This window comes from Geobacter sp. (assembly GCF_030834625.1).
Taxonomy (GTDB): Bacteria; Desulfobacterota; Desulfuromonadia; order Geobacterales; family Geobacteraceae; genus Geobacter.
Genome location: NZ_JAUQXO010000019.1, coordinates 155683 through 178695 on the forward strand (window position 1 = coordinate 155683; position 23013 = coordinate 178695).

Consider the following 23013-nt stretch of genomic DNA (forward strand, 5'->3'; position numbering starts at 1 on the left):
CTACCCGCCACCGGAGGGAGGAAACCCATGATCACCCTGATCGTCAACGGCACGCGCCACCAGGTGAGCGTCCCCCCCGATACGCCGCTCCTCTGGGTAATCCGGGAGGTGATCGGCCTGACGGGAACCAAATACGGCTGCGGCATGTCGCTCTGCGGCGCCTGCACCGTCCATGTGGAGGGGCGGGCGATCCGCTCCTGCGTCACCCCCGTGTCGGCCGTGGCCGGCAAGGAAGTCACCACCATCGAGGGGATTCCCGAATCTCACCCGGTGAAACAGGCCTGGATCGCCGATGATGTCCCCCAGTGCGGCTGGTGCCAGCCGGGCCAGATCATGGCGGCCACGGCGCTTCTGGCCGCCAATCCGAAACCCGACGACGCGGCCATCGACGAGGCCATGGAGGGGATTCTCTGCCGCTGCGGCACCTACCAGCGAATCCGCACGGCGATCCACCGGGCCGCCGGCACGCCGTCCAAGGGAGGTGAGCCATGAGCGGGATCGTCACCATGAGCCGTCGCGACTTTCTGAAGGCAGGGGCCGTCCTGGGGGGAGGGCTGATCATCGGGGTCCACCTCCCCCTGGGGACCGCCGCAGGCATGGAGCCCCCCGGCGAGACCTTCACCCCCAACGCCTTCATCCGGATCGGCACCGACGACTCGATCACCGTTATCGTCAACAAGGCGGAGATGGGTCAGGGGGTCTACACGGCGCTCCCCATGATCGTGGCCGAGGAACTGGAGGTGGACCCTTCCACCATTCGGGTGGAGGCGGCACCGGTAACACCGGCCTACAACCACGCTGAATGGGGGATCCAGGCCACCGGCGGGAGCACGAGCGTGAGGACCGAATGGGAGCGCCTCGCGAAGGCGGGGGCCGCGGCCCGGATGATGCTCATCGCCGCCGCTGCCAGGGAGTGGAAGGTTAAGCCGGACCAGTGCCGGGCCGAAAAGGGGTTTGTCCTCCACCGGGCCAGCGGCAGGCGCCTCTCCTATGGAAAGCTGGCGGAACGGGCCGCCCGGCTGAAGCCACCTGCGGAGGTGCGCCTCAAGGATCCGAAGGAGCACACGGTCATCGGCCGGCCGGTCAGGCGTCTGGACACCCCGGCCAAGGTGAACGGCACCGCCATCTTCGGGCTCGACGTGGCCATCCCCGGCATGCTCACCGCCGTGGTGGCCCGGCCGCCGGTCTTCGGGGCGAAGGCCAAGATAATCAGGCATGATCAGGCGGAAAAGGTCCCCGGCGTAAAGCGGGTCATCCCCATCGACGCCGGGGTTGCGGTAGTTGCCGACAGCTTCCCGGCGGCCCTGAAGGGACGCGAAGCCCTGGCAATCGAGTGGGACGAGGGGCCCCTGGCCGGCCTCGACAGCGGCCGCCAGCGAGACCAGTATGCGGAAATGGCGAAAAAACCCGGCGCCGTGGCAGCCCGTCGCGGAGACCCGGACACCGCCCTGAAGGGGGCAGCGAAACGGATCGAGGCGATTTACGAGGTGCCATACCTGGCCCACGCCCCCATGGAACCTCTGAACTGCGTGGCGAGCGTGCAGCCCGACCGGTGTGACATCTGGACCGGAACCCAGATGCAGACCGGTGACCGGAATGCGGCGGCAAAAATAACCGGCCTCCCCCCTGAGAAGATAACCCTCCGCACCATGTTTCTGGGGGGGGGCTTCGGGAGGCGGGCGGTCCCCGACTCCCACTTCGTCCGGGAGGCAGTGCAGGTCTCCAAGGCCATCGGCAAGCCGGCCAAGGTGATCTGGACCAGGGAAGACGACATCCACGGCGGCTGGTACCGCCCCACCTTCCATAACGAGCTCGCCGCCGGCCTCGACGCCGCCGGAATGCCCATTGCCTGGCGGCACCGGATCGTGGGCCAGTCCATCGCCATCGGCACTCCCTTCGAGGGGGGGATGGTGAAAAACGGCATCGACGAGACCTCCGTGGAAGGGGCCGCCGACTCCCCCTACGAGATTCCGAATTTTCTCTGCGACTACCACATGGCGCCGGCCGGGGTGCCGGTCCTTTGGTGGCGGTCGGTGGGTCACTCAGCCACCTGCTTCGTAAAAGAGGGTTTCATCGACGAACTGGCCCACCTGGCGGGAAAGGACCCCTACCAGTACCGCCGGCAGCTTCTAAAGAAGCATCCGCGGCTCGTGGGGGCCCTTGACCTGGCCGCCGAGAAGGCCGGGTGGGGGAAAGCACTCCCCGAGGGGCGCGGCCGGGGAATCGCCGTTCACGAGTCCTTCGGAAGCATCGTGGCCCAGGTTGCCGAGGTGTCGGTGGGGACAAAGGGCGAGATCCGGGTCCACCGGGTCGTCTGCGCCGTGGATTGCGGCCGGATCGTGAACCCCGCCATCATCGCGGCCCAGATGGAGTCGGGGGTCGCCTTCGGCCTCTCGGCTGCCCTCCATGGCGCCATCACCTTCAAAAACGGCCGAGTGGAGCAGTCCAACTTCCTCGACTACCCCATCATCCGGATGGATGAAATGCCTCGGGTGGAAACCCATATCGTCCGCAGCACGGAAAAACCGGGGGGAATCGGGGAGCCGGGGGTCCCGCCGGTGGCGCCGGCCGTGGCCAACGCCGTCTTCGCCGTCACCGGCGCCCGCCTGCGGACCCTCCCCATGACGCCGGAGCGGGTTCTGGCTGCGGCGAGCGGGAAATGACTACGGGACGCTCTTCGGGCAGATATCTCCAGCGGACAGGCGAGCGAGGAAACGACATGAAGAGTAGGGGCGAGCCGGCACCGGCAAGGACGGAGAAGGGCATAGCTGTCGCAGCCCTGTTGCTGGCCGCGGGAAGGTCGCAACGGATGGGGCTTTGCAAGCAACTGCTCCAGCTTGCCGACCGCCCCGCCATAGTCCATTGCCTCGACACCCTGGTGGCCGCGGGTTTAGGGGAGATTGTCGTGGTGGTAAGCCCCACAGGGGACGAGGTCGCCGGGGCCGTCTCCCGCTACCCCGTGGTGGTGGCCGTCAACGAAACCGACTCCTGCGACATGGCCGACTCGGTCCGTACGGGCCTTTCGCACCTGGCCTCCGGCGCCACGGGTATTCTCGTAGCACTGGCCGACCATCCGCTTGTCAGGCCGGCCACCGTCGCAGCCCTCGTCGGCCTTCACGGAGAAGAGCCCGACGCCATACTCATCCCGGTCCACGACGGCGCCAAGGGGCACCCCACCCTCTTCCCCGCAACCATCCTGCAGAACCTTCGCGAGGTCGCAACCCTGCGGGACGTCATCGCGCGGCACCGGGACAAGGTTCGGCTGGTGCCGGTGGCCGACGAGGGGGTGATCATGGACATGGATGTGTGGGAAGACTACCTGGCGGTGGCGGAGCGGCTCAACTCCCCCGGATGAGGCGTGGAGTCGGCCGTTGGCGGGCAACAGAAAGCGGGACCCGGCACGCAGTGCGCCGAAGTCCCGCTTTTGTCATCTGGCGATGAGGAATGTTACTCGTAATCCTTGCCCCACCTGTCGGCGAACGTTATGCGACGGAGCCTGTTCTGGGACGACACCTCGTCGATAATGGTGTCGGCCTCCTCGTTGGTGAACCCGACGCTGGGCCGCACCCCCATCCAGTGGGTCGTGTCTCCCGACGGATTATCAAGGGGGCGCGGCACCGCTGGCCCCGGCCTGTATTTGCCGTTCAGGAACAGGGCTGCCTCGTACTGGCGCGGCCGCTTCACGAGGCGCACATCAACAAGAAAGCCGTTTTTGGTCTCTTTGGACAGGATTGAATCCAATACGTCCATATCACGCGGAACTTCTGAAAATTCTGGCATTCCTTCCCCCGCCGTTCTGGTTGATTGACTGGGAAGCCGTGGCATCCCTTAGTTAAGTATATCGGATTAACCTGTCATCTTCTTGAGAAGAAATTCGCTTGCCGCCTTGTCTACGGTGAGAATGTGCGACGTGAGCCAGTCGATGAGCGTCTGGTTGACCCTGAGCACGAAATCCCGTGACGGGGCGGAGGCCGACAGTTCCTCCTTGAAGAACTGGAGCCGGTGCAGAAACACGGCATGCTCGGCCCGGTGTCTATCGAACTCGGGGTAACCATACTCCTGCTGAAGGCCCTCCTCGGTGGCGAAATGGGTCACCACGTACTGGTCGAGAAAGCCAAGCATGGTCATGACCTCTTCCCGCTCCCTTCCGGCCACGCAGGCATCCAGAAGCTTTTCCAGCTGCTGGAACAGCGACCGGTGCTGGCTGTCAATTTCATCGATGCCCACTGTCAAATCATCGGTCCACATACCGCCCCTCCCTTGGCAAACGTGGGGCTTCGCAGAGCCCACACACTGTGCTTAGCAAATTGAGGGCCAGAACTGCGGACAAAACCGTGACACGGAAATAGGGTGCAGGTGTCAGCGCCGCTCCAGCATCACGAACCCGGCGGCGGGGACCGTCACCAGGATCGCCAGAATCGCGTCGTTGATACGCTTGACGGTGGTAGTTCTGCGAATCTGTGACGGGTCGGTGGAGTACCGGCAGGAGAAAAGGGCCCCCTCCCGGTGGAGACTGCCGTCCACCAGCACCCAGGCGGTACGGGAGGCGTTGACGTCGGTATTGATGGCAAGGACCATCTCCTCGGTGTCGAAGATGCGGGACCAGGGGACCACCGAGCGGATCTCCCCGCCGATCACGTAGGGGAGGCCGAAGGTGACCCCGTCCCCCGAGATCTCACGCAGGTACTGACGGCCCCGGCGGAGGACCGTCTTCTCTCGACGGATTGCGAGGATCTTGGCGAACTCCCGGTAGACCGGATTCTCCTCGTCGAAGAAATGGACTCCGTGGGTGCGGAACGCGCCGAAGGGGCCACCGAACATGCACTCGCGCAGGTACCGGTCATCGCCCCCCTCGCCGTCGAAGGACTGCTCGGTGCCGTAGTAGATGCAGGGGATGCCGAGGGTGGTGGCGTTCAGGGCCAGGGCGTTCAGGACAAGCCGCCGCCACATGGGATCGCCGGCGCAGAAGCGTTCCTTCTTGGCGCCGCGACAGACCTGGTCGTGGTCGTCGATGACCGTCACAACCTTGTCGCGGAACCAGGCGTGGGACTCCTTGCGCATCAGGAGAGAGTTGCGGAAGAGGTCGAAGTAGTCGACAGGGTTGGTTCTTCCCTTCACCAGATCCTCCAGCCGCAGGGGGATGTCGTCCACCCCGAGGGCAGCGTTGAGGCCGGTGGTCTCCAGGGTCAGGAAGGCATTGGTCCGGCCGCCGGTGATCTCGCCGATGAGGTAGAAGTTCTCTTTGCCGATGGCCTGGGCGAACTCATGGATCACCGAGACGAAGTATCGGGTCGCCCCCGCCCCCATGTGCTTCACCGTGTCGATACGGTAGCCGTCCACATCCGACAGGGCGATCCAGTACTTGTAGACCTCGCAGAGGGCCAGAAGCGCCGGCGACGGCCGGAAGAAGTCGGCCTCGCCATACCCCAGGTGGATATCCTTAAGGTCGAAGAAATCCCCTTCCAGGTATTCATCATAGCGCTCCCAATCCCGGATGTACCCCTTGCGGGTAAAGGCGTCGGACCTCTGGAACTCCCGGGGCCAGAGGGCGCCGTGGGGCCAGGCGTCGGGATTAGCCGCCGGGTCCATGGAACCGAACGGCAGATTCGGCGTGCCGTCGGCGGAGCGGAACCCCGTCACCGGGTAGACGGTGGAGCCGTCGTAGGGGGTGTTACCCCGGTCGTAGGCGAAAACGTTGCCGGCGTGGTTCAGGATGATGTCGAGGATGACGTAGATGCCGTTGGCGTGGGCGACGCGAACCAGTTCACGCAGATCGTCGGCGGTGCCGAAGTGGGGGTCCACATCGAGGAAGTTCTGGATGCCGTAGCCGTGGTAGGTGGAGACGAAGGAGCACTGCTTGAAGAGGGGGCTCACCCAGACGGCGGTTACCCCGAGACGCCGCAGATACCCCATCTTGCTTGTGAGCCCCTTCAGGGTTCCGCCACACCAGCGGGTGCCGGCCTCGCGCCAGACGGCCGCTTCGGGCTCGGTACGGATGGCGTTTCCCTCGTCGCCGGGACGAAAGACAGGGGTGGCCCCCCTGGTCACCCGCCGCCCCCGGTTGTCGCGAAACCCCTGCTCCTTCCCGTCGGAGAAGCGGTCGAGGAGGAGAAAGTAGAGCACCTGGTCCTCCCAGGCCACGGGCGAGGGGTGAAAGGTGCGGTTCGTGAGGCGCTTCAGATCCAGGTGCGTGACCGATTGTGGTGCCGCCATGGCCATCTCCTCCCCAAAAGCGAAGGGGGCGCCTTCGCCAGCGCCCCCCCACGTTGTCTTTCCCTATGAAATCTTCAGCACAATCTTCCCGAAATGCTTGTCCTCTTCCATCATCCGGTGGGCTTCCACCACCTGGTCCAGGGGGAAAACCTTCTCGATGATGGGAACGATGGTCCGGTCGGCGAATTTCGGCAGCGCTGTCCGGGTGAACTCCGCCACGATCTCACCCTTGTCCTTCACCGGCCGCGAGCGGAGCACGGAGCCGATGATCTGCTGGCGCTTCACCATCATGAGGGCCAGGTTCAGTTCGGCCTTGATGCCGCTGATGACTCCGATGAGAACGAGGCGTCCCGCGTAGGCCAGGGAGTTCATGTTGGGCGCCAGGTACTTGGCCCCCACGTGGTCGAGGATCACATCGACCCCCTTCTTGTTGGTGAACTCCTTGACCGCCTCGGAGAAGTCGGGGGTCTGGGTAAAGTCGATGGCCAGGTCGGCCCCCAACTCCTTCACCCGCTCCATCTTGGTTGGGTGAACAGTGACGATGATCTTCGTGTTGGGAACAAGCGCCTTGCAGAGCTGGAGACCGGCTGTATTGACCCCTCCCCCGCCGCCGTGGAGAATGACGGTATTGTTGTCCTTGAGGCCACCAATCATGAAGACGTTGAGAAATGCCGTGATGTACGACTCGCAGACGCAGGCTGCCTCCTCGAAGCTCATGGCCTCGGGAATCCGCATCAGGTGGCTGGCATAGGCCACGGCATACTCGGCGTAGGCGCCGCCACCCACCAGCGTCATGACCCGGTCACCAACCTGCCAGCCGGTTACGCCGGGACCCAACTCCTCGATGGTGCCGGAAACCTCCAGGCCCAGAATCTCCGAATCGCCCGGCGGGGGGGGATACTTCCCTTCCCGCTGCACAAGGTCCGGCCGGTTGATGGAGGTGGCCACCACCTTCACGAGAACCTGCCCCTCGGCGGGCTTCGGCTTCTCCGCCTCTCCCACCGTGAGTACGTCCAGACCGCCGAACCCGTTGAGAAGAACTGCTTTCATACGCTTTTCCTCCTTGCATGGATAGGTAACGAAATCAATCCGGCAACTCTAGCGAACTGGCGGGATTGTGTAAACAGGAAATCCGGAGAAAAGCCGCCGTCCCACGGATCTCACAGAAGGTACGCCGCCACGAATATCCCGATCATCGTAAAGACGAGGGCAACCTTGGCAGCCACGCCGAAAGCCAATCCCACCCAGGTGCCGACGCCGGCCTTCCCCGCCTGGGCCAGGTCCCGCGTGGCGAGGAATTCTCCGGCCACCGCCCCGATGAAAGGTCCGGCGATGAGCCCGGGGATGCCGAAGAATATCCCCACGATGGTCCCCACCGTGGCCCCGAGCACCGCCTTGCCGCTGGCCCCCGTTCTGCGGGCGCCGTGGCCGGTCACCACCACTTCGACCACGAACGTGAGGAGGGTAAGGAGCGCGAGGACAAGGAGGGGGACCCAGCCGACACGCTGGAATCCATCGGCCCAGGCAGCGAGCAGCAACCCGAGAAAGACCAGGGGCGCTCCCGGCAGGGCGGGCAGGACCGTACCAGCAACGCCGACAAGAACAAGGGCAACGACAGCAACCCAGAGAACCGTCATCATGGATCGGCTACCCCTTGAGGCGAAGGACCGGGATTTTTGCCAGAGCCCGCCCGCGCTTGTCCATGTCGGGGTTAAGCCGGACCGCGTCCATCATGAAACCGACGGTCTCCACAAAGGTCAGGGCGTCCCGCACCACGCTGGCACATTCTGCCGCGTCAGCGGGCTGCCTCTCGGGGGAATAGACAAGGGTCGTGCGGTCGGAGGCGAGGCTCCAGGCAACATACACCCGGAACCGCCCACCCCTTTTCAAGGCAATGACATAGGCCCCGCAGGGCTGTGGCGTGCGCCCCGCCGGGGTAATGTTCACCACGTTGAGGGAGTTGTGGACCTCGATGACATCCGTCGGGCCGTCGCACTCGATCATCTCCAGCGTCCTGTCAAGGTTGAACCCGACGCCCGCACCAGCCCCTCCCTCCCCCCCTGGGGCACCGAACGAGACGAATTCCTCTCCCTCTCCTCCACCCATGAAACTGAAGGGGTCGGTTTCCCCCTCCGCAAGGACCTCTCCCACGGCAGCGGCCACCTCATCATCCCATTGGGCCACCGGAGAGACGTCTGCCGCTGCCGCCCCTCCCTCTGCCCCGGCAATGACCGGTGCCGGTTTCAGCGGCTCGGCATGCCCATGGCGTGCCGGAGCCGAAACCTCTTCGTTGGCGACAAGGCGCGTGACCTCCGCCTGAAGGGACGAAACCCGGGTGGTGGTCGTCTGCGCGACAAGGGCCTTTTCCGCCGCAAGCCGCTCCACCTCACGCCTGAGAGTTGCCACCTCGGCCTCTGCCCGCGCCAGGGCGTCCGCCATCTCGCCGCCCCCCCTCCTGGAGAGGACCTGCTCAACAGCCTCCCGCTCGGCCGCCAGAACCTCCACCTCTGCGGCCAGTCGAACGAGCCGCCCGACCGCCAGCTTGCGGGATGCCTCCTTTTCCGCCGTCCGCTGCTCGATTATCGCCTCCAAGGCGGCGATGTCCGCTGCCGCCCGTTTCTCGGCAGCGGCGTTCTCGGCGGCAAGCCGCTCCGCCTCTGCTTCAAGTGCCCTGATTCGGGCGGCGCTATCCTGGGCACCCTTTTCCCCTTCGGCCGAAAGGACGGCCAGTCGTGCCTTAAGGGATTCGATCCTCTCGGACGCCGCACACCCCTCCTTATCCCGCGCTGCGGCAAGCTTTTCCACCTCCGTGCGCAGCCGCTCCTCCTCACGGGCGGTTTCCTCTCCGGACCGGTCCTTCTCGGCCTTCAGCCAGGCGATTTCGTCCCGCAGGGAGGCGAGGATCGCCGGCGACTCCTTCCCCAGGACCTCCACCTCTCCCTTGAGGCGTTCTACGGTATTTTTGAGAGGCGCGACTGTCTGGGCTTGCTCCCGGTCGGCCTGCTCCTTCTCTGCGGTCAACCGTGCGACCTCCTCCTTTAGGGCAGTCTCCTGGGCCGAAAAGGCGGCATCCTGTTCTTTCCTCTCCGCCACCAGAAGGTCGATCCGGGCCGTGAGCGCCGCAAACTGCTCCCGGGACTCCCGCTCCGCTGCGGCCTTTTCGGCGGCAAGGCGCTCTGCCAGGGCCTTTGCCTCGTCCACGTCCCGGGGGGCGGGTTTCATCTCCCGCTCCTTTTCCGCAGGGGGGTGCACTCCCTTCTTCTCCTTCGGAACGGCCTCCTTCTTCGCCTCGCCCGTGGTTCCTCCGGCGGGCGCAGGAGGCGGCGTGACAGGCGAAGCAGCCTCCTTCGGCGCATCAGCGCCCGCCGGTTCCTCCTGTCCACGGGCCGGAGAAGGCCGACGGATCACCGGGATGTCGCGAATCACCACCTCCCGCAACGCCTTGCCGTAGCTGAGATTGACCTCCTGCAGCGTGAAGCCGAGCGAGACGGCAAAGGCGAGCCCGTCCGTAAGAAGCGGGAGATACGCTTCGCCCTCCGCAACCCCTTCCGGAGCGGCGAAAACCCACCTCCCCTTCCGGTCGGCATGCTCGAGGACAACGTAAACGCTGACGATCCCCTTACGGCGGATGGCGCAGACGTAGGCATTGCACAGACGGGGAGAGATACCCTCGGGAGCCGCGGCTGCGGGCTCCGTCGAGCGGTGAATCGCAATAACATCGGCCTCGTCGGCCTCAATGAAGGAGAGCGCCGGATCGTGAACAAACATGGCAAACCTCGGTAAAGTAGTGCACTGTCACCTGCGGAAACCGCAGGATTGATCAGGACCTTCTTGGTGGGAACCCCATCGAGTACACTCTACCCGATTTTTCAGCCAAGGCAAACCCCGAGGAGTGAAGGCGGGCTGGGTGGGTGGGGGAACGAGATGTGGCGACGGGAAAAATAGTGAGGCGGGCAGAATGCGTTACGGGATTTCCACAAGGAGACGGTCGCCCGGCACTGCCTCCAGCTTCTTCTCGATGGACGTGCAGAGGATGATTTTCCCATCATAGGAAGAATCGCTCTCATTCACGATCATCACCGGGAAAACGCCGGTGGTTCCGTTGGTGCGATTGGTAAGCTTCAGCCTCTTGAAGGCCCCCCCTCTGTAGAAGGAGGAAACGTGCCGAGCCGTAGCCGGAGTGAGGGCGGCCATGCCGAACTGCTCGAAGGAACTCCCCTTTGTTCCGTCAGCGAGATGGCACACCGTAAGCTCCATCAGATCAGGAGTGACAGCGGCGGCCACTGTCAACGGGGAATCCTGAGTGGCGACCAGGAGCGACTCCAGCTTTCCCTTGGCCACGTTGAGGGAAATAGTGAGCACCCCAAGGTTGACCCCCTTGGTGCAGAGCAGCAGGAGAAACGCATTCCGAAGGGGCTTGATGACGATCCTTCCGTCACCATAGCGGAAATCGAGGAGGTCTGCCGAATCAATGGCGTTCCGGATGCCACTGGCGGGGTCTGCCACGGTGGCGGAAACTCCCTCGATGATGGCGGCATCGAACAGGGGAGGGAAAGCACGGGCCACGACTCCGCCATCGCCTCCGCAGACGAGGCTTCCTATCACCCCTGGAACCCCATTGAGTTGTTGAAGGATTGCATCCATGCGAATCGTCTGTCCTGATTCGGCGTAATTATTTCCTGGCCCCGAAGGTGGCGCGGATATCGGATTCCACTTGGGCAAGGGAGTTCTCCCCCCTTACTGCAATGGAAATATAATGGTTCTTCGCCTCGAAGAGGAGCCGTTGATCTGTTTTGGCCTGGACGGCTGCGGACTTCACCCCGCCGAGGCCGAACAGTTCGCCGAGCCTGTTTCCGAGAAGGGACAGATCTCTGCCCGTGCCAGCCAAAACCGTGGCCTCTCGACTGTCATCCTCCACCGGCGTGCCGTCCTTCTTGAGAAGAACAGCGTTGGCAACCCCAGGGATTTGGAGAAGCCGCTCCGCGATCGCACTCTTCCCGCGCTTTCCCGATGCAGCGCTCCCATCGCTCCTCGCAGGACCAAGTCCCGCCTTCTCCTCGTCCATGAGTCGGTGCGCCTCCAGCAGGAGATAGCTGATGCTCTGCTGGATCGAGCGGCTCGTGGTGGTCACCTTGGGCTGGATGGCGAACCTCCCCCCGGGCCAGCGGATGATCTCGAAGAGGGCCGGCTCACCGACGGTACCCCCCTGCTCCGCATGGATGATCTCGCCATCGCGGAAAAAGATCATCCCCTGCCGCTGGTTGTACTCCACGGAAATGGAGCCGGAGAAGCGGTTGTGCCCCTTTAGCTGGATTACGTCGGTGAGCGGAAGACCGGCAACAGAGCCTTCGAAACCTGCGATACTGGTTTGTTGTGGTCTATCCGGCATCATCATTGGCACCCTTCTGACAGTTTCCCTGCCGGACAACTTGCATGCTTCATGCCTTTGATAAAGTTCCTATGCGAGTCACAAACCGTACGCCGACACGAGGTCACCTGGTAAGGTCAGCGTGGCAGCTCGTACAGTTGCGGTTCGGCGTGAAATCAATCCTGGGTATTCCATCAGGGCCTATAACAAACGTAAATGAGTGACAGTACAGGCATCCCAAACTGGTGATATTCTCTGGCGTGTGGTGCCTGTCCACGGTAGACCCTGAACCGTTCTCCCCGTGGCATTTTCTGCAATCATCCTCCGTAGCACGAATCTCTTTAGGCAGTGCCTCGTGCTCCAGGTGGATCGGCGCGTTCTTCTCCTTGCTATCACGCACCCTACTTACAAAAGCCAGAAAATCAGGATCACTCAGATGACTCTTTCGGCCAGAGCTTGACATCCACTTCTGTATGGGTACTACCGGCGGAGCCCCGTGACAGGAATAACAGCGGACAGGATAGGTCACCGGGTCAAGGACATGACAGCTTAGACAGTCGGAACCCTTGTAGTTCTCTCGTGGACCCGCCAGCGAAGGACCGTGACAAACACGGCACTGGATTACATTTTCGTTGACTAACGATTGCCCACTACTGTAAACGGCAAAGCCGTTGGCATCTATCGATGGAACCTGCTTAGTAGTCTCGAAGCTGAACAGCGAGTCCCGATGGTACGTCACCCACGTCGCCTCGTGGGCTTGGTCCGCTTTCGGCGCATCTGAATTCGATGAGTTCATGCCGCACCCGGCAAGCATCGCCACTACCACCATCATGAAAAGGGAACAAATCCGCATACTCTCTCCATAGAAGCGCCTCTTCCCCTTATCCATGGCACGGCCGGCACGTCTGCGACGACTGGGGATTGCCGTGGCAGCGGTAGCAGGAGGTGGGGTCGAGGCGGCCGTCGATCCGGTGGCGGGAAAGGTACTCGCCCCGGTGCTGCATCCGCCGGTAGTTTTCCGTCTGGTTCTTGACCGACGGCTTCAGTTCCGTGTGGGTCACGTGGCAGTCGTTGCAGAAGCTCTGCTCGTGGCAGAGGGCGCAGATCCGCTGGTCCTGGTAGGCCACGAGACGATGGGATTCGGTGAAGAGGGGGGTATGGTTGTACCGCTCGAAGTCCACCGGCGTTTTCTTGTAGCCGTGGCACTTCGTGCAGAACTCCCGGCGATCGCCCAACTCGTAGATGTTAGGGTGCTTGGCCGGAAGTCGGTAGGCGGGGGTTGAGGCGCACGCCGCGAGGAGCGCGACTGTCAGGCCTGCCGCCAGGAACGCTATAATTATGCCTTTTTTCATGGGTAGGTGCTCCATCCGCGACCGTCACTTGCCAAAGGCATAGGAGACGGCCAGGGTGCCGCGGTAATCCTTGTCGAAGTAAGGGTCCTGACTGTAGTCGAGGGAAAGCTTCACGTTGAGGGCCTTGTCGAGGAACTTCCTTCCCGCGCCGACTGACGCGAAGAAAGCGCTGTCTTTGCCGTACATGCTGTAGACGTTCCCGTCATCGTAGTTCACGTAAACCACGTCTGCCGTGACAAAAGCTGGGGCAATATCCCAGTAGACGTAGGCCCTTCCGAGATAGTACCGGTTCTGGGCGATGTCCCCCTCCACCCGGCCAAACTCCACCCCCACCTCGGAAAAAATCTTGCGCCTGACAGCAGCCAGAACCGTGTACATGTCGGCAGCACCATAGCGCTTGTCATACTCGTAGTGCTTGTAGCGGGCACCGAATTCCATGTTTTCCGCCGGGTACCAGAAAGCCTCGGTCCCCGCAATGTCCACCTTTTCTCCAAGCTGGGACATGAACCGGAAGGGAGCGGAGCCGCCGGGCCTGCGGTTCAGAAAATCCTCGTACCGGTAGCGTTGGTAGAAGGGGCGAAGCTCGAAGGCCTTGAAGGGAAGCCGCAGCTCATAGGAGTGCTCTCCCCATCCGCCGGTGACGAGATTCCATGTGGTGTGCCCGAGCAGAGTAATGCTGGCGGGGAGAAGGAGCGTGACGTCAGCCCCCAGGAGCTGCTCGTCGGTGGAGCCGTGATTTCCCGTGTGCTTGTAGGCCAGAGCCACGTCGTAGCGGCCGGGAATCCCCTGGGCGACCCGCGCGCCGTAAATCCAGTCGCCCCCCCTTCCCTTGACATCCTCCACGTTCACCGGAAAGCCGGCATAGGCCGAGGCGGTGACCGTCGGCACCAGATCGGTCTTGACGTAGACGCCGTCGACGCTCTCCCGCGTCACCCCCTCGAAGATGTACTGGCGCCCAAGACGGACCTGGTAGTCCCGGTTCTTCGGGTCCAGATAGTCGAGATAGGCATAGAGGAGTTCCCCGTCGGCGGTATCATCGGCATTGCCGAAGTCGTCACGGAGGTTCACCCGCCCCCATCCGTAGGCATGAAGCGAGAGACCGGGGGTTTTGGGGGCCATATAGTCGAGCCGGAGGAACTCGTAGACCGGCAGGAGGGAACGTTGCCGCCCACCACTGTCGTCCCGTTCGTAGAGGCGAACGATGGTGTCGGAGGTGATGCCGAGACTGGCGGCCGAGCCCGTCACCGGCGCCAAGAGCAGCGCCGCGGCCAGCATCGTCACCCCTAAGGTAAAGCCTTTGTGAAGCTTCACGCATCCCCCCTTTAAATTATCATGACAACAAAGAAAGCTATTGAGAGATCCCCTCCAGAGGGGATCTCTCTGGATTTGCCGTTAACGCTGCCGCACCGGCGGATTGTGCGCATCCTGGTGGCAGGTGAGACACTTCGGGAACCGCTCGTGGAGCTGCTTGCTGTGGGGCAGCCCGTGGCAGTCGGTGCACTGCGGGATAAAGCCGTGCTTGGTGTGGCAGGCAGCGCAGTTGACCTTGCCGTGACGGCTCGGTGTCTTGGTCCAGGTGGCATAGACCCCGTCGTGGCAGGATCCGCAGGTGCGGGCTCCAACATCCTTTTTGTATGAAATCTCTTTCGGCTTGTGAACCGGGTGGCACTCGCTGGCGCAGGTCTTAAATTCCTGCCCCTCGTAGTGGGGCTTATGGCACATGTTGCAGGACGGTATGAGACCGTGGCGCGTGTGGCAGTCGGCGCAGGAGAGATTTGTATGCTTGCTCGGGAACTGTTTCAGCTCCGCCGGAGGTCCGGCATGGCAGGTGGCGCAGGAGGCGAGGAGCTTCTGGCTCATCGGCATGATTTTTATCGAGTGAGGATTGGAGTGGCACTCGGCGCACTGGTTGAAAATCTGCGCATGGGCGACCGTTGCCGGCGAGTGGCAATCGGAACACTTGGGCATGATCTGGTCCCAGTTGTTCTTACGGGGATTGTAGCTGTGGAAGCTCTTGTGGCAGTTCTGACAGGTGAAGGCGTGGCGCCCGCCATCCTTCTTGATGTCCTGGAATGCAGTCGGGTGACACTGGCCGCACTGGGTAACAGTAAGGGGGGGCGGGTCAGACGCAAATATCTCCGGCTGCGTCGGGAACTGGACCGTTGCCACCGGAGCCGTCGACCGTTTACCCATATCCACCGTGCCGGCTGCCTGGTCCGCGGCGGATGCGGGCCCCGCTCCCACCGTCGTCCATCCGAGAAGCGCGACGCCAACCAAAAATTTCACGAACCTGTTCAGTCCCTGTTCCATCGGATGTAGTCCCTTTCTGCGAGATTCAGAACCCCTCGCTCCGCCCTTTCGCGGAAAACCCTGGCGATTTGACATGTATTAGTACCCTTTAACCGGCCTGTATGTCAACCGGAAATCAGATTGATTCTTCTTTGGTGCCGAGAGGAAACCGACGCAGAGTCAATATAATAACCCGGTTTATGCCCTAAAGAAATACGGCGACCTGCCGAAGAGTACATCAACTGAGCATATCTTGATTCCATGGGACTTCATCCCATGTGATGCAATGGGGCACCATGGCAATCGATCCCCTCCATAACCGCATCCTCGGATATTTCGAAAACGAAATCGATGCTGCCCGCAAACAGCTCAAGGCCGGGCTATTCGAAAGCTTCAAGGATCAGGTCATCGCCGGCCGTAAAATCGCCGCGGCACTGGAACTCCTGACCCCTTACGCGCAGGGGGACTGGCGGGCCCAGAGGCTCGTCAAAAGCGGCGAGACACTCATCCAGGAACTCCTGTCTGTCCGCAAGGTGATCCGCAAGCGGAGCGGTTCGGCCCACAAACGGCAGTTGCTCCTGATCTCCCAGGTTATGCCGGTGGAAAACTATCTCCATTAATCCGCTCCCCCTCCCGACACCCCCCTGAGGTGCCGCCTACCGTGAAACGCTTGCCTTCAACCCCTCCTGCAAGGTTGGATAGAGGAGTTTAACCTCCAGTTTACGCAACATTTTCGCGTTGTCCATCCGCCGCGACTCGGTCACGTAGGAAAGCATGAGGGGCGACATGACCTTTTTGGCCTCCTCCATGGTCACCTGGCGGGGCCGCGGCAGTCCCAAGGCATCGGCGCAGGCGTTGAAATACTCGGTCATGGTGCCGGGGATGCCGTCGCTCACGTTGAAGATGTCGCTGTCCTCAACCCCCTCGGCAGCGGCCATGCAGACCCTGGCCAAATCCTCCGAATGGATCCGGTTGGTGTAGGATGCCTCGCTCTCCAGAAGGACCGGCTGGCCGGCCGTAAGCTGCTGGAGCGGAAGCCGCCCCGGACCGTAGATGCCCGTGACCCGCAGGATGACGATTGGAACGCCCCGCTCCGCACCCCAGGCGCGAAAGACCGTTTCGGCGTCGTAGCGCCGCTTTGCCCGGGCCGTCTGGGGATTGGCCGGCGTATCCTCGGTCACCATCATATCGCCGCAGTCGCCGTAGACGCCGCTCGTGCTGATGTAAACCACCTTCGCCGGCTCGTCGCCGGGCCTGACGGCTTCGCAGAACGCCCGGACCCGCGGTTCGATGATCCCCCCACCCGGCGGGGGAGCAAAGTAGAAGACGACCGACCCCCGGGTCGGAAGGCCGACAAGGGATTCCGGATCGTCCAGGTGCCCTTCCACCGTGTCGATGCCGAGATCTTTCAGCCTGGCGGCGCTTTCCTCCGAACGGACGAGCGCCGTCACCGCGGCCCCCCCCGTCATGGCAAGCCGCGCCACCCGTTTTCCGATATCGCCGCATCCCACGATGAACACCCGCTCCACGTCCGTCCCTCCCCTCTCAACTCTGCAACGCCGTCGTTCACACAAGTACTTCACGAAGTAGCTCTAATACCACCCCCCGCGGAAGCATGTCAATACGCACGAGTCCGCGCGGCTAAAGGTGTAGCGGATTGACAGTTTCTCATGGATGGCGTAGTGGCTCCCTCTGTATTGACAAAGTTACCCACATGATACCGGAGGAACCCTGCTCCGTCCACCGGCAGCAACACCAATAATCCGATTCCTTGACAGGATGCCGCACCGCGCTAGACTTACACCGTTGTAATCAATCATGAAGGAGGAACTCGCAAATGGCATGCGACATCACGTCCCACAAAATGCACATGTGTGCCCTCAAGGCCGAGGGATGCAGCGACGAGGTGGCTAGCCTCTCCGCATCGCCCACCGTCAAGTGTGGCAACTGCGGCGCCCTGGCCAACTCCCCCGACAACGTCTGCAACCCCGTCCCCCTCAAGTAATCAACCGTGCATCACCATGAAAGCCCTGCGTGCGGCCCGTGACCTGATGTGCGGGCCGCTTTTTTTGAACAGGCTGCCATTCAAGTTCTAACGGAGGATTTTATGGACCTCGCGCTTAACCTTCTCTCCCGGACAGGAGGACGGCTTCTGGGCCTCCTCGTTGCCCTCGCCCTCACCATCTCCACGGCCCACGCCACCAGCAAGGACACCCTGGTCGTCGGCATGGAGCTGGCCTATCCCCCCTTCGAGATGACCGACACGGCCGGCAGGCCCACCGGCGTCAGCGTCGACCTGGCCAATGAACTCGGCAGATTCCTGGGGAAGAAGATCGTCATCCAGAACATGGCTTTTGACGGACTCATCCCGGCCTTGAAGACCGGCAAGATCGACCTGATAATCTCGTCCATGACCGCCAACGCGGAGCGGGCCAAATCCATCGACTTCTCCGACCCCTACCTGAGCACGGGGCTCTGTCTCCTGGTTCAGAAAGACTCGCCAGTCAAGGGGATAAAAGATCTGGACCAGCCGGGGCGCTCCGTGGCGGTCAAGAAGGGGACCACGGGCCACGCCTGGGCCGGGAAAAACCTGAAGAAGGCGAAGGTGCTCGTGCTCGACAAGGAGGCAGCCGCCGTCCTTGAGGTGGTGCAGGGGAAGGCCGATGCCTTTATCTACGATCAGATGTCCACCTACCAGAACTGGCAGAAGAACCAGGCCACCACCCGCGCCATCCTGGAGCCGTTCCAGAAGGAGTCGTGGGCAGTGGGGATCCGCAAGGGGAACGGCGATCTCAGGAAGAAAGTCAACGCCTTCCTGGCTTATTTCCGCAAGAAGGGGGGCTTCGAAAAGCTGGGCGACCAGTATCTGAAGGAGCAGAAGGAGGCGTTCAAGAAGCTGGGCTATCCGTTCTATCTCTGACGGCCGATGAATCTCCTCTTCGCACCCCATGACAGCCGGGAGGGAAGCGCCATCCCCCTCCCGGCCCGTTTCGTCGGCATCCTCAGCGCCTTTCTCCTGGTGACGCTCGTTTTCGCCTACGCCTTCCATTCCCTCCAGTACCACTGGGGGTGGGAATCGGTCTACGCCTATCGGGTCAAGTTCGTCAAGGGGTGGCTCATGACCCTCGCCATCTCGGCAGCGGCCCTCCTCATGAGCCTTCTGATCGGCCTCTGCACGGCCCTGGCCCAGCGGAGCCGCTTCCTGCCACTGCGGTATCTGAGCAAACTCTACATCGAAGGAATCCGGGGAACGCCCCTTCTGGTCCAGATCCTCGTCTTCTTCTACGTGGTGGCCGACGCCTTCGGCGTGGGAGACCGCTACGCCGTGGGGGTCATCACCCTGTCCCTCTTCGCCGGCGCCTACATCTCGGAAATCATCCGGGCCGGCATCGAGAGCGTGGGGGAATCGCAACTGGAGTCGGGCCGGGCCATCGGCCTCACCCGCGCCCAGATCTACCGCTACGTGGTCTTCCCCCAGGCGTTCCGGCAGACCCTCCCTCCCCTGGCCGGGCAGTTCGCCTCGCTCATCAAGGATTCCTCGCTCCTCTCCATCATCGCCGTGAGCGAGTTCACCCTCAACGCCCAGGAGGTGAACGCCTTCACCTACAGCACCCTCGAAAGCTACCTGCCACTGGCGGTGGGGTATCTGGTCCTCACCCTTCCCATCTCCCTTCTCTCCCGGCAACTGGAAAAGAAGTACCGGTACGAAAGGTAGCCATGCAGCTGAGACTGGAGGGAATAACCAAGCGGTTCGGAAGCCAGACGGCCCTGGACGACATCTCCCTGGAGCTGCCGGAATTCAAGGCACTGGCGGTGATCGGCCCCTCGGGCGGGGGGAAGACAACGCTCCTGCGGGTGATCGGCGGGCTCATGGCGCCGGACGAGGGGGAACTTGAGATCGACGGCGAACGGATCGGCTTCGATGAGGAGAGCCTCCTGGCCCATCGGCGGCGGATCGGCACGGTCTTCCAGGCCTACAACCTCTTCCCCCACCTCTCGGCCCTGGAGAACATCACCCTCCCCCTGGAAAAGGTCCACAACATTCCCCGGGCCGAGGCAACAGACCAGGCCCAAGCCCTTCTCGAGCGGTTCCAGCTGGCCCCCCACGGCCGGAAAAAGCCGGCGCAACTCTCCGGCGGGCAGCAGCAGCGGGTGGCCATCGCCCGCGCCATGGCCATCCGCCCCCGATTCCTCCTCCTGGACGAACCCACCTCGGCCCTGGACCCGGAGATGACGGCCGAAGTCCTGGACATCATCATGGAGCTGCGGAGCGAGGGGCGAGACATCATCATGGCCACCCATCACATGGGCTTCGCCCGGAGCGTCGCCGACCGGACCCTCTTTGTCTGCGACGGCGTCGTGGCCGAAGAGGGTCCGGCGGTGGAACTGTTCGGGAACCCGCGGAGCGGGAAGTTGCGGAATTTTCTGGCGAAGATACTGAAGTACTGAGACACCTGGCGCCAGTCACTGGCTCGCGGTTCGTCGGCAGGATGATACAATGAATCCCAGGAGGCGTCGGGATGAAACGTAACCATTACGTAAGAACAATCATCTGTGCCGTTGTTGCGGTTGCCTTCCTGACAGGCTCCTCCCCCCCGAAGGCGGAAGCGATGAAGACGGTCCGGATTCCCGTCAGCGAAATAGACCCCACCGTCTGGGGCAGGGCCTATCCCACCCAATACGAGATGTGGAAAAAGACCGAGCAGCCGGAGCAGCCGGGAAAGAGCAAGTACAAGCGGGGTTTCGACGCTGACCGGATCACCTACGACAAGCTCTCCGAATTCCCCTTTCTGGCGCTCCTCTTCAATGGCTGGGGCGTGGGTGTCGAGTACAACGAACCCAAGGGGCACGCCAATATGGTGCGCGACCAGCTGGAGATCGACGTGACCAGAGTCAAGGCCGGCGGTGTCTGCCTCACCTGCAAGACCCCCTATGCGCCGAAGCTGCAGAAGGAGATGGGGGAGGACTACTACGGGAAACCGTTCAAGGAGGTGCTCGCCAGGATTCCTGGACAGCACAGGACCCTGGGGGTTACCTGCAGCGACTGCCACGACAACAGGGACATGTCCCTGAAGATCTCCCGGGAGTTCACGCTGGGGGCAGCCCTCAAGGAGATGGGGGTGGAGCGGGGGAAGCTGATCCGCCAGGAGATGCGGAGCCTCGTCTGCGCCCAGTGCCACGTCACCTACAGCATCCCGAAGGACAAGGAGATGAAATCAGTGGGTATATTCTTTCCGTGGCAGGGGAGCAGGTGGGGGAACATCACCGTCGAGAATATCATCAAGAAGATTCGCAGCGACCCTGCCAACGGTGAGTGGACGCAGAGCGTGACTGGCTTCCAAATGGGGTTCATTCGCCATCCCGAATTCGAGTTCTTCTCCAACAACAGTGTCCACTGGAGGGTCCGGGTGGCGTGCAGCGACTGCCATATGCCCTTTGTCACGGTTGGAACCCGGAAGATCTCAGACCACCGTATCACGAGCCCCCTCAAAAACGATCTGAAGGCCTGTGAGCAGTGTCACATCGCATCCAAGGAGTGGCTCCGCAAGCAGGTCTACGCCATCCAGGACCGGACCATCTCAGGGTTCATCCGGGCCGGCTACGCCACCGCCACCGTGGCCAAGCTCTTCGAGCTGACCCACGGGAAACAGGCCGCCGGCAAGCAGATCGACAAAACCCTTTACGACCAGGCAAAGCATCATTACCTGGAGGCCTTCTACCGGGTGGTCTTCATAGGCGCCGAGAACTCGGTCGGCTTCCACAACCCCGCCGAGGCCATGAGAATCCTCAACGACGCCGCCAGCAATGCTGCCAAGGCCGACGCGCTCCTGCGGCAGGCCCTGGCCAAGGCAGGGGTAACGGTACCGAAGAAGATAGATCTCAAGCTGGCGAAATACCTGGACAAACGCGGGCAAAAGAAGCTCATGTTCAAGCCGGAACTTCAGATCAAGGACCCTCTGGCGGACAAGTGACGGTCTCAAGGTGAAATGGAGCAGGGAAGGAACCCGCCGGAATGAACTCTGGAACGTGCTCGTTTTCTACGGAGCAGAAGCAACCGCCAGCCACCAGGAGAACACCACCCCCGCGGCGCTGGCAATGGCCAGCAGCCCATTGAGCGCCGGACCGGGTCGCCCGAACCTGCCGACAAGATGTTCCGCTACAGCGCCAAGCACTATCCCCCACAGAAATCCAAACAGGTGCGCACCCAGGTCGGTGTGTTCGCCTGCTGTTCCCAGAACCGCCAGCAGGGCCAGACCGGCTGCCACCGGGAGAGGCCATCGTCTCTGCAGATGATGTCGATGGCGCACCACGCTGCTTGAAGCGAGGATGCCGATTGCGCCGAATACCGCGGTGGAAGCACCGACCGAAATGTGGTTAGACGTGTGAAGGGATGCGTTGACGAGGTTTCCGAGGATTCCCGAGCCAAGGATGAGGCTCCAGGCGAGCCCCGAACCGATTTCGCGACAGAGAAGGATGGCGAGCACCCCACCGATCGCCAGGTTGCTCAGGAGATGCTGTACATTCGCATGGAGAGTGAGGGCGGTGGCTGCGCGCCACCACTGGCCATCCACCATCTTTTCGGCGTCGGCGCTGCCGAGGGTGAACCAGTCGACCGGTGGATAACCGGGAAGAATAACGTCGAGCTGGGTGAGGTTGTGAAAGGTGGACAGCAGAATGAGGACCGACAGGGTTGTCAGGGCATTCCCGTTCATGGTCCGCACCAGCGGTGCCGGCGGGGGCCAGTTGCGGTTTTCCTCTTCGAAGAGGCGCAACTCATCCAGGGCCCGGTCGTAGGCTGACGCCGGCACCACCAGGTGCCAGCCGTCATCGCCCTGGACGATGCGGCAGGGGACGTACCGGGCTTCCAGGACCAGCGCCCAGAGATGAGCCGTCCCCCCTTCCAGGGCGCCCGGGTTCCGGCTGTGGCCGGGGTGGGGCGAAACGGGGAGCCACAACTCCTCGCGGGGCGTGATAGGTGATGTCTCAAACTCCATGAATGAAAGTCTAATCATTGCGGAGCGGAATTGCGACCCGTGGGGGAAAAATATCGTCAGCGGATCACGCCGAACAGACTCTCAGGCGATACCCACAGCCTGCTTCACTTCGGCAATAAAGGCATGCTCCTTGTCGCTCACACGCACCCCGCCGAAACCAAGAAAGCCGCCCTCCTTCGAGGCATTCGCAGCCCTTTCTGCCACGTCCACAAGCATTTTCTTGTAGGCGTCGGCCTCGGCGGGCGTACCCTTCGCGCTGACCAGGCTCACCGCAGCCTTGATGCGCTCGAGAACAGCTGCCTTGAAGTTTTGAATCTGTTGCTCGCGGGAACCTTCGCCGAGAAGCTGCTTGGTGTCAGGCATGTCGGGCATGCTGCGGTCGGCGCCGAGCGCGGCAAACAGCTCCAGACTGCTGTTGGCCCTGAAGGCCTCGGCCATGCCCATTGCGCTGCTCGCCGCCTCCTTGATCGATGCGAACAACCCGGACGGATCAGCGGCACCCATGCCGCCGGCGACGAGCAAGGGCGCCAGGCGCAGCAGTGCCCATTCGTCGACGCTGAAAGTTTCTTGCTTAGCCATGATTGATTCCTTTCTCAAAGTGGATTGGCGACCTGACGATTCGGCGTGCGACCCCCCCGAAGGGTCAGACCTCAACCGCATACAACAAATCAACTACGTCCGCTCCGTCCTTCCGACACTATCTATGAAGAGAACCTGGCCCGTGAAAGACTTCGTCTTTATTGGGTGACTCCTCCCCCTCGATAGCCCTTCAATGCACCTCATGAACTTTCTCGTT

At 62.4% G+C, this 23013-nt stretch carries 23 protein-coding genes; 9 read left to right on the forward strand and 14 right to left on the reverse strand.

Going from position 1 to position 23013, the window contains the following annotated elements; all coding sequences use genetic code 11:
* Positions 1 to 27: 27 nt before the first annotated feature.
* The 3 genes from RCH91_RS04875 to RCH91_RS04885 are packed head-to-tail and all read left to right on the forward strand — an operon-like array spanning position 28 to position 3355.
* Positions 28 to 492 (forward strand): (2Fe-2S)-binding protein, encoded by a 465-nt coding sequence (locus tag RCH91_RS04875; RefSeq protein WP_306533432.1) that lies wholly within the window; start codon positions 28 to 30, stop codon positions 490 to 492.
* Complete coding sequence (locus tag RCH91_RS04880; RefSeq protein ID WP_306533433.1) at positions 489 to 2663, forward strand: xanthine dehydrogenase family protein molybdopterin-binding subunit; 2175 nt, start codon at positions 489 to 491, stop codon at positions 2661 to 2663. The genes RCH91_RS04875 and RCH91_RS04880 overlap by 4 nt, the downstream gene beginning before the upstream one ends.
* Positions 2664 to 2719: 56 nt before the next feature.
* On the forward strand, positions 2720 to 3355 hold the full coding sequence (locus RCH91_RS04885; RefSeq protein WP_306533434.1) for a nucleotidyltransferase family protein: 636 nt from the start codon (positions 2720 to 2722) through the stop codon (positions 3353 to 3355).
* A 92-nt stretch (positions 3356 to 3447) separates the two neighbouring features.
* Here RCH91_RS04885 and RCH91_RS04890 read toward each other — a convergent pair whose 3' ends face one another.
* The 11 genes from RCH91_RS04890 to RCH91_RS04940 all read right to left on the reverse strand — a co-directional run bounded on the left by RCH91_RS04890 (position 3448) and on the right by RCH91_RS04940 (position 15219).
* Positions 3448 to 3780 carry a hypothetical protein gene (locus RCH91_RS04890; protein WP_306533435.1) on the reverse strand — a complete coding sequence of 111 codons (333 nt, stop codon included), beginning with the start codon at positions 3778 to 3780 and terminating at the stop codon, positions 3448 to 3450.
* A gap of 66 nt (positions 3781 to 3846) precedes the next feature.
* Complete coding sequence (locus RCH91_RS04895) at positions 3847 to 4248, reverse strand: bacteriohemerythrin (RefSeq protein WP_306533436.1); 402 nt, start codon at positions 4246 to 4248, stop codon at positions 3847 to 3849.
* A 111-nt stretch (positions 4249 to 4359) separates the two neighbouring features.
* Entirely contained in the window at positions 4360 to 6213 is a 1854-nt protein-coding gene (locus tag RCH91_RS04900; protein ID WP_306533437.1) for an alpha-amylase family glycosyl hydrolase, read from the reverse strand.
* A 63-nt stretch (positions 6214 to 6276) separates the two neighbouring features.
* Positions 6277 to 7263, reverse strand: a complete 987-nt coding sequence (locus RCH91_RS04905; protein ID WP_306533438.1) for an NAD(P)H-quinone oxidoreductase — start codon at positions 7261 to 7263, stop codon at positions 6277 to 6279.
* A gap of 110 nt (positions 7264 to 7373) precedes the next feature.
* Positions 7374 to 7853 carry a DUF456 domain-containing protein gene (locus RCH91_RS04910; protein WP_306533439.1) on the reverse strand — a complete coding sequence of 160 codons (480 nt, stop codon included), beginning with the start codon at positions 7851 to 7853 and terminating at the stop codon, positions 7374 to 7376.
* A gap of 7 nt (positions 7854 to 7860) precedes the next feature.
* Entirely contained in the window at positions 7861 to 9981 is a 2121-nt protein-coding gene (locus RCH91_RS04915) for a hypothetical protein (protein ID WP_306533440.1), read from the reverse strand.
* A gap of 195 nt (positions 9982 to 10176) precedes the next feature.
* Positions 10177 to 10857 carry a roadblock/LC7 domain-containing protein gene (locus RCH91_RS04920; protein WP_306533441.1) on the reverse strand — a complete coding sequence of 227 codons (681 nt, stop codon included), beginning with the start codon at positions 10855 to 10857 and terminating at the stop codon, positions 10177 to 10179.
* Between the two features lie 28 nt (positions 10858 to 10885).
* Positions 10886 to 11608: a DUF4388 domain-containing protein gene (locus tag RCH91_RS04925; RefSeq protein WP_306533442.1), complete on the reverse strand. Its 723-nt coding sequence runs from the start codon at positions 11606 to 11608 to the stop codon at positions 10886 to 10888.
* A gap of 854 nt (positions 11609 to 12462) precedes the next feature.
* Entirely contained in the window at positions 12463 to 12933 is a 471-nt protein-coding gene (locus tag RCH91_RS04930) for a cytochrome C (RefSeq protein WP_306533443.1), read from the reverse strand.
* A 24-nt stretch (positions 12934 to 12957) separates the two neighbouring features.
* Positions 12958 to 14244: a hypothetical protein gene (locus tag RCH91_RS04935; RefSeq protein WP_306533445.1), complete on the reverse strand. Its 1287-nt coding sequence runs from the start codon at positions 14242 to 14244 to the stop codon at positions 12958 to 12960.
* An 81-nt stretch (positions 14245 to 14325) separates the two neighbouring features.
* Positions 14326 to 15219 (reverse strand): cytochrome C, encoded by an 894-nt coding sequence (locus tag RCH91_RS04940; RefSeq protein WP_306533446.1) that lies wholly within the window; start codon positions 15217 to 15219, stop codon positions 14326 to 14328.
* 299 nt (positions 15220 to 15518) lie between these two features.
* On the opposite strand from RCH91_RS04940, the gene RCH91_RS04945 reads away from it, so the two are divergent.
* A complete protein-coding gene (locus RCH91_RS04945) occupies positions 15519 to 15842 on the forward strand; it encodes a hypothetical protein (RefSeq protein WP_306533447.1) in 324 nt (107 codons plus the stop codon).
* Between the two features lie 36 nt (positions 15843 to 15878).
* On the opposite strand, the gene RCH91_RS04950 is transcribed toward RCH91_RS04945, so the two are convergent.
* On the reverse strand, positions 15879 to 16751 hold the full coding sequence (locus tag RCH91_RS04950) for an SDR family oxidoreductase (protein ID WP_306533448.1): 873 nt from the start codon (positions 16749 to 16751) through the stop codon (positions 15879 to 15881).
* A gap of 308 nt (positions 16752 to 17059) precedes the next feature.
* On the opposite strand from RCH91_RS04950, the gene RCH91_RS04955 reads away from it, so the two are divergent.
* From RCH91_RS04955 to RCH91_RS04975, 5 genes are all read left to right on the forward strand, one after another.
* A complete protein-coding gene (locus RCH91_RS04955) occupies positions 17060 to 17227 on the forward strand; it encodes a hypothetical protein (RefSeq protein ID WP_306533449.1) in 168 nt (55 codons plus the stop codon).
* Positions 17228 to 17329: 102 nt separating this feature from the next.
* Positions 17330 to 18142, forward strand: a complete 813-nt coding sequence (locus tag RCH91_RS04960; RefSeq protein WP_306533450.1) for a transporter substrate-binding domain-containing protein — start codon at positions 17330 to 17332, stop codon at positions 18140 to 18142.
* A gap of 6 nt (positions 18143 to 18148) precedes the next feature.
* Positions 18149 to 18937, forward strand: a complete 789-nt coding sequence (locus RCH91_RS04965) for an amino acid ABC transporter permease (protein WP_306533451.1) — start codon at positions 18149 to 18151, stop codon at positions 18935 to 18937.
* A 2-nt stretch (positions 18938 to 18939) separates the two neighbouring features.
* Positions 18940 to 19671 (forward strand): amino acid ABC transporter ATP-binding protein, encoded by a 732-nt coding sequence (locus RCH91_RS04970; RefSeq protein ID WP_306533452.1) that lies wholly within the window; start codon positions 18940 to 18942, stop codon positions 19669 to 19671.
* A 71-nt stretch (positions 19672 to 19742) separates the two neighbouring features.
* Positions 19743 to 21194, forward strand: coding sequence for an ammonia-forming cytochrome c nitrite reductase subunit c552 (locus RCH91_RS04975; RefSeq protein ID WP_306533454.1), 1452 nt, complete (start codon positions 19743 to 19745; stop codon positions 21192 to 21194).
* A gap of 66 nt (positions 21195 to 21260) precedes the next feature.
* Here the strand turns inward: RCH91_RS04975 and RCH91_RS04980 are convergent, their stop codons facing one another.
* Both RCH91_RS04980 and RCH91_RS04985 read right to left on the reverse strand, forming a co-directional pair.
* Positions 21261 to 22217 carry a rhomboid family intramembrane serine protease gene (locus RCH91_RS04980; RefSeq protein WP_306533456.1) on the reverse strand — a complete coding sequence of 319 codons (957 nt, stop codon included), beginning with the start codon at positions 22215 to 22217 and terminating at the stop codon, positions 21261 to 21263.
* Positions 22218 to 22298: 81 nt separating this feature from the next.
* Positions 22299 to 22796 (reverse strand): hypothetical protein, encoded by a 498-nt coding sequence (locus RCH91_RS04985; RefSeq protein ID WP_306533457.1) that lies wholly within the window; start codon positions 22794 to 22796, stop codon positions 22299 to 22301.
* Positions 22797 to 23013: the final 217 nt, after the last annotated feature.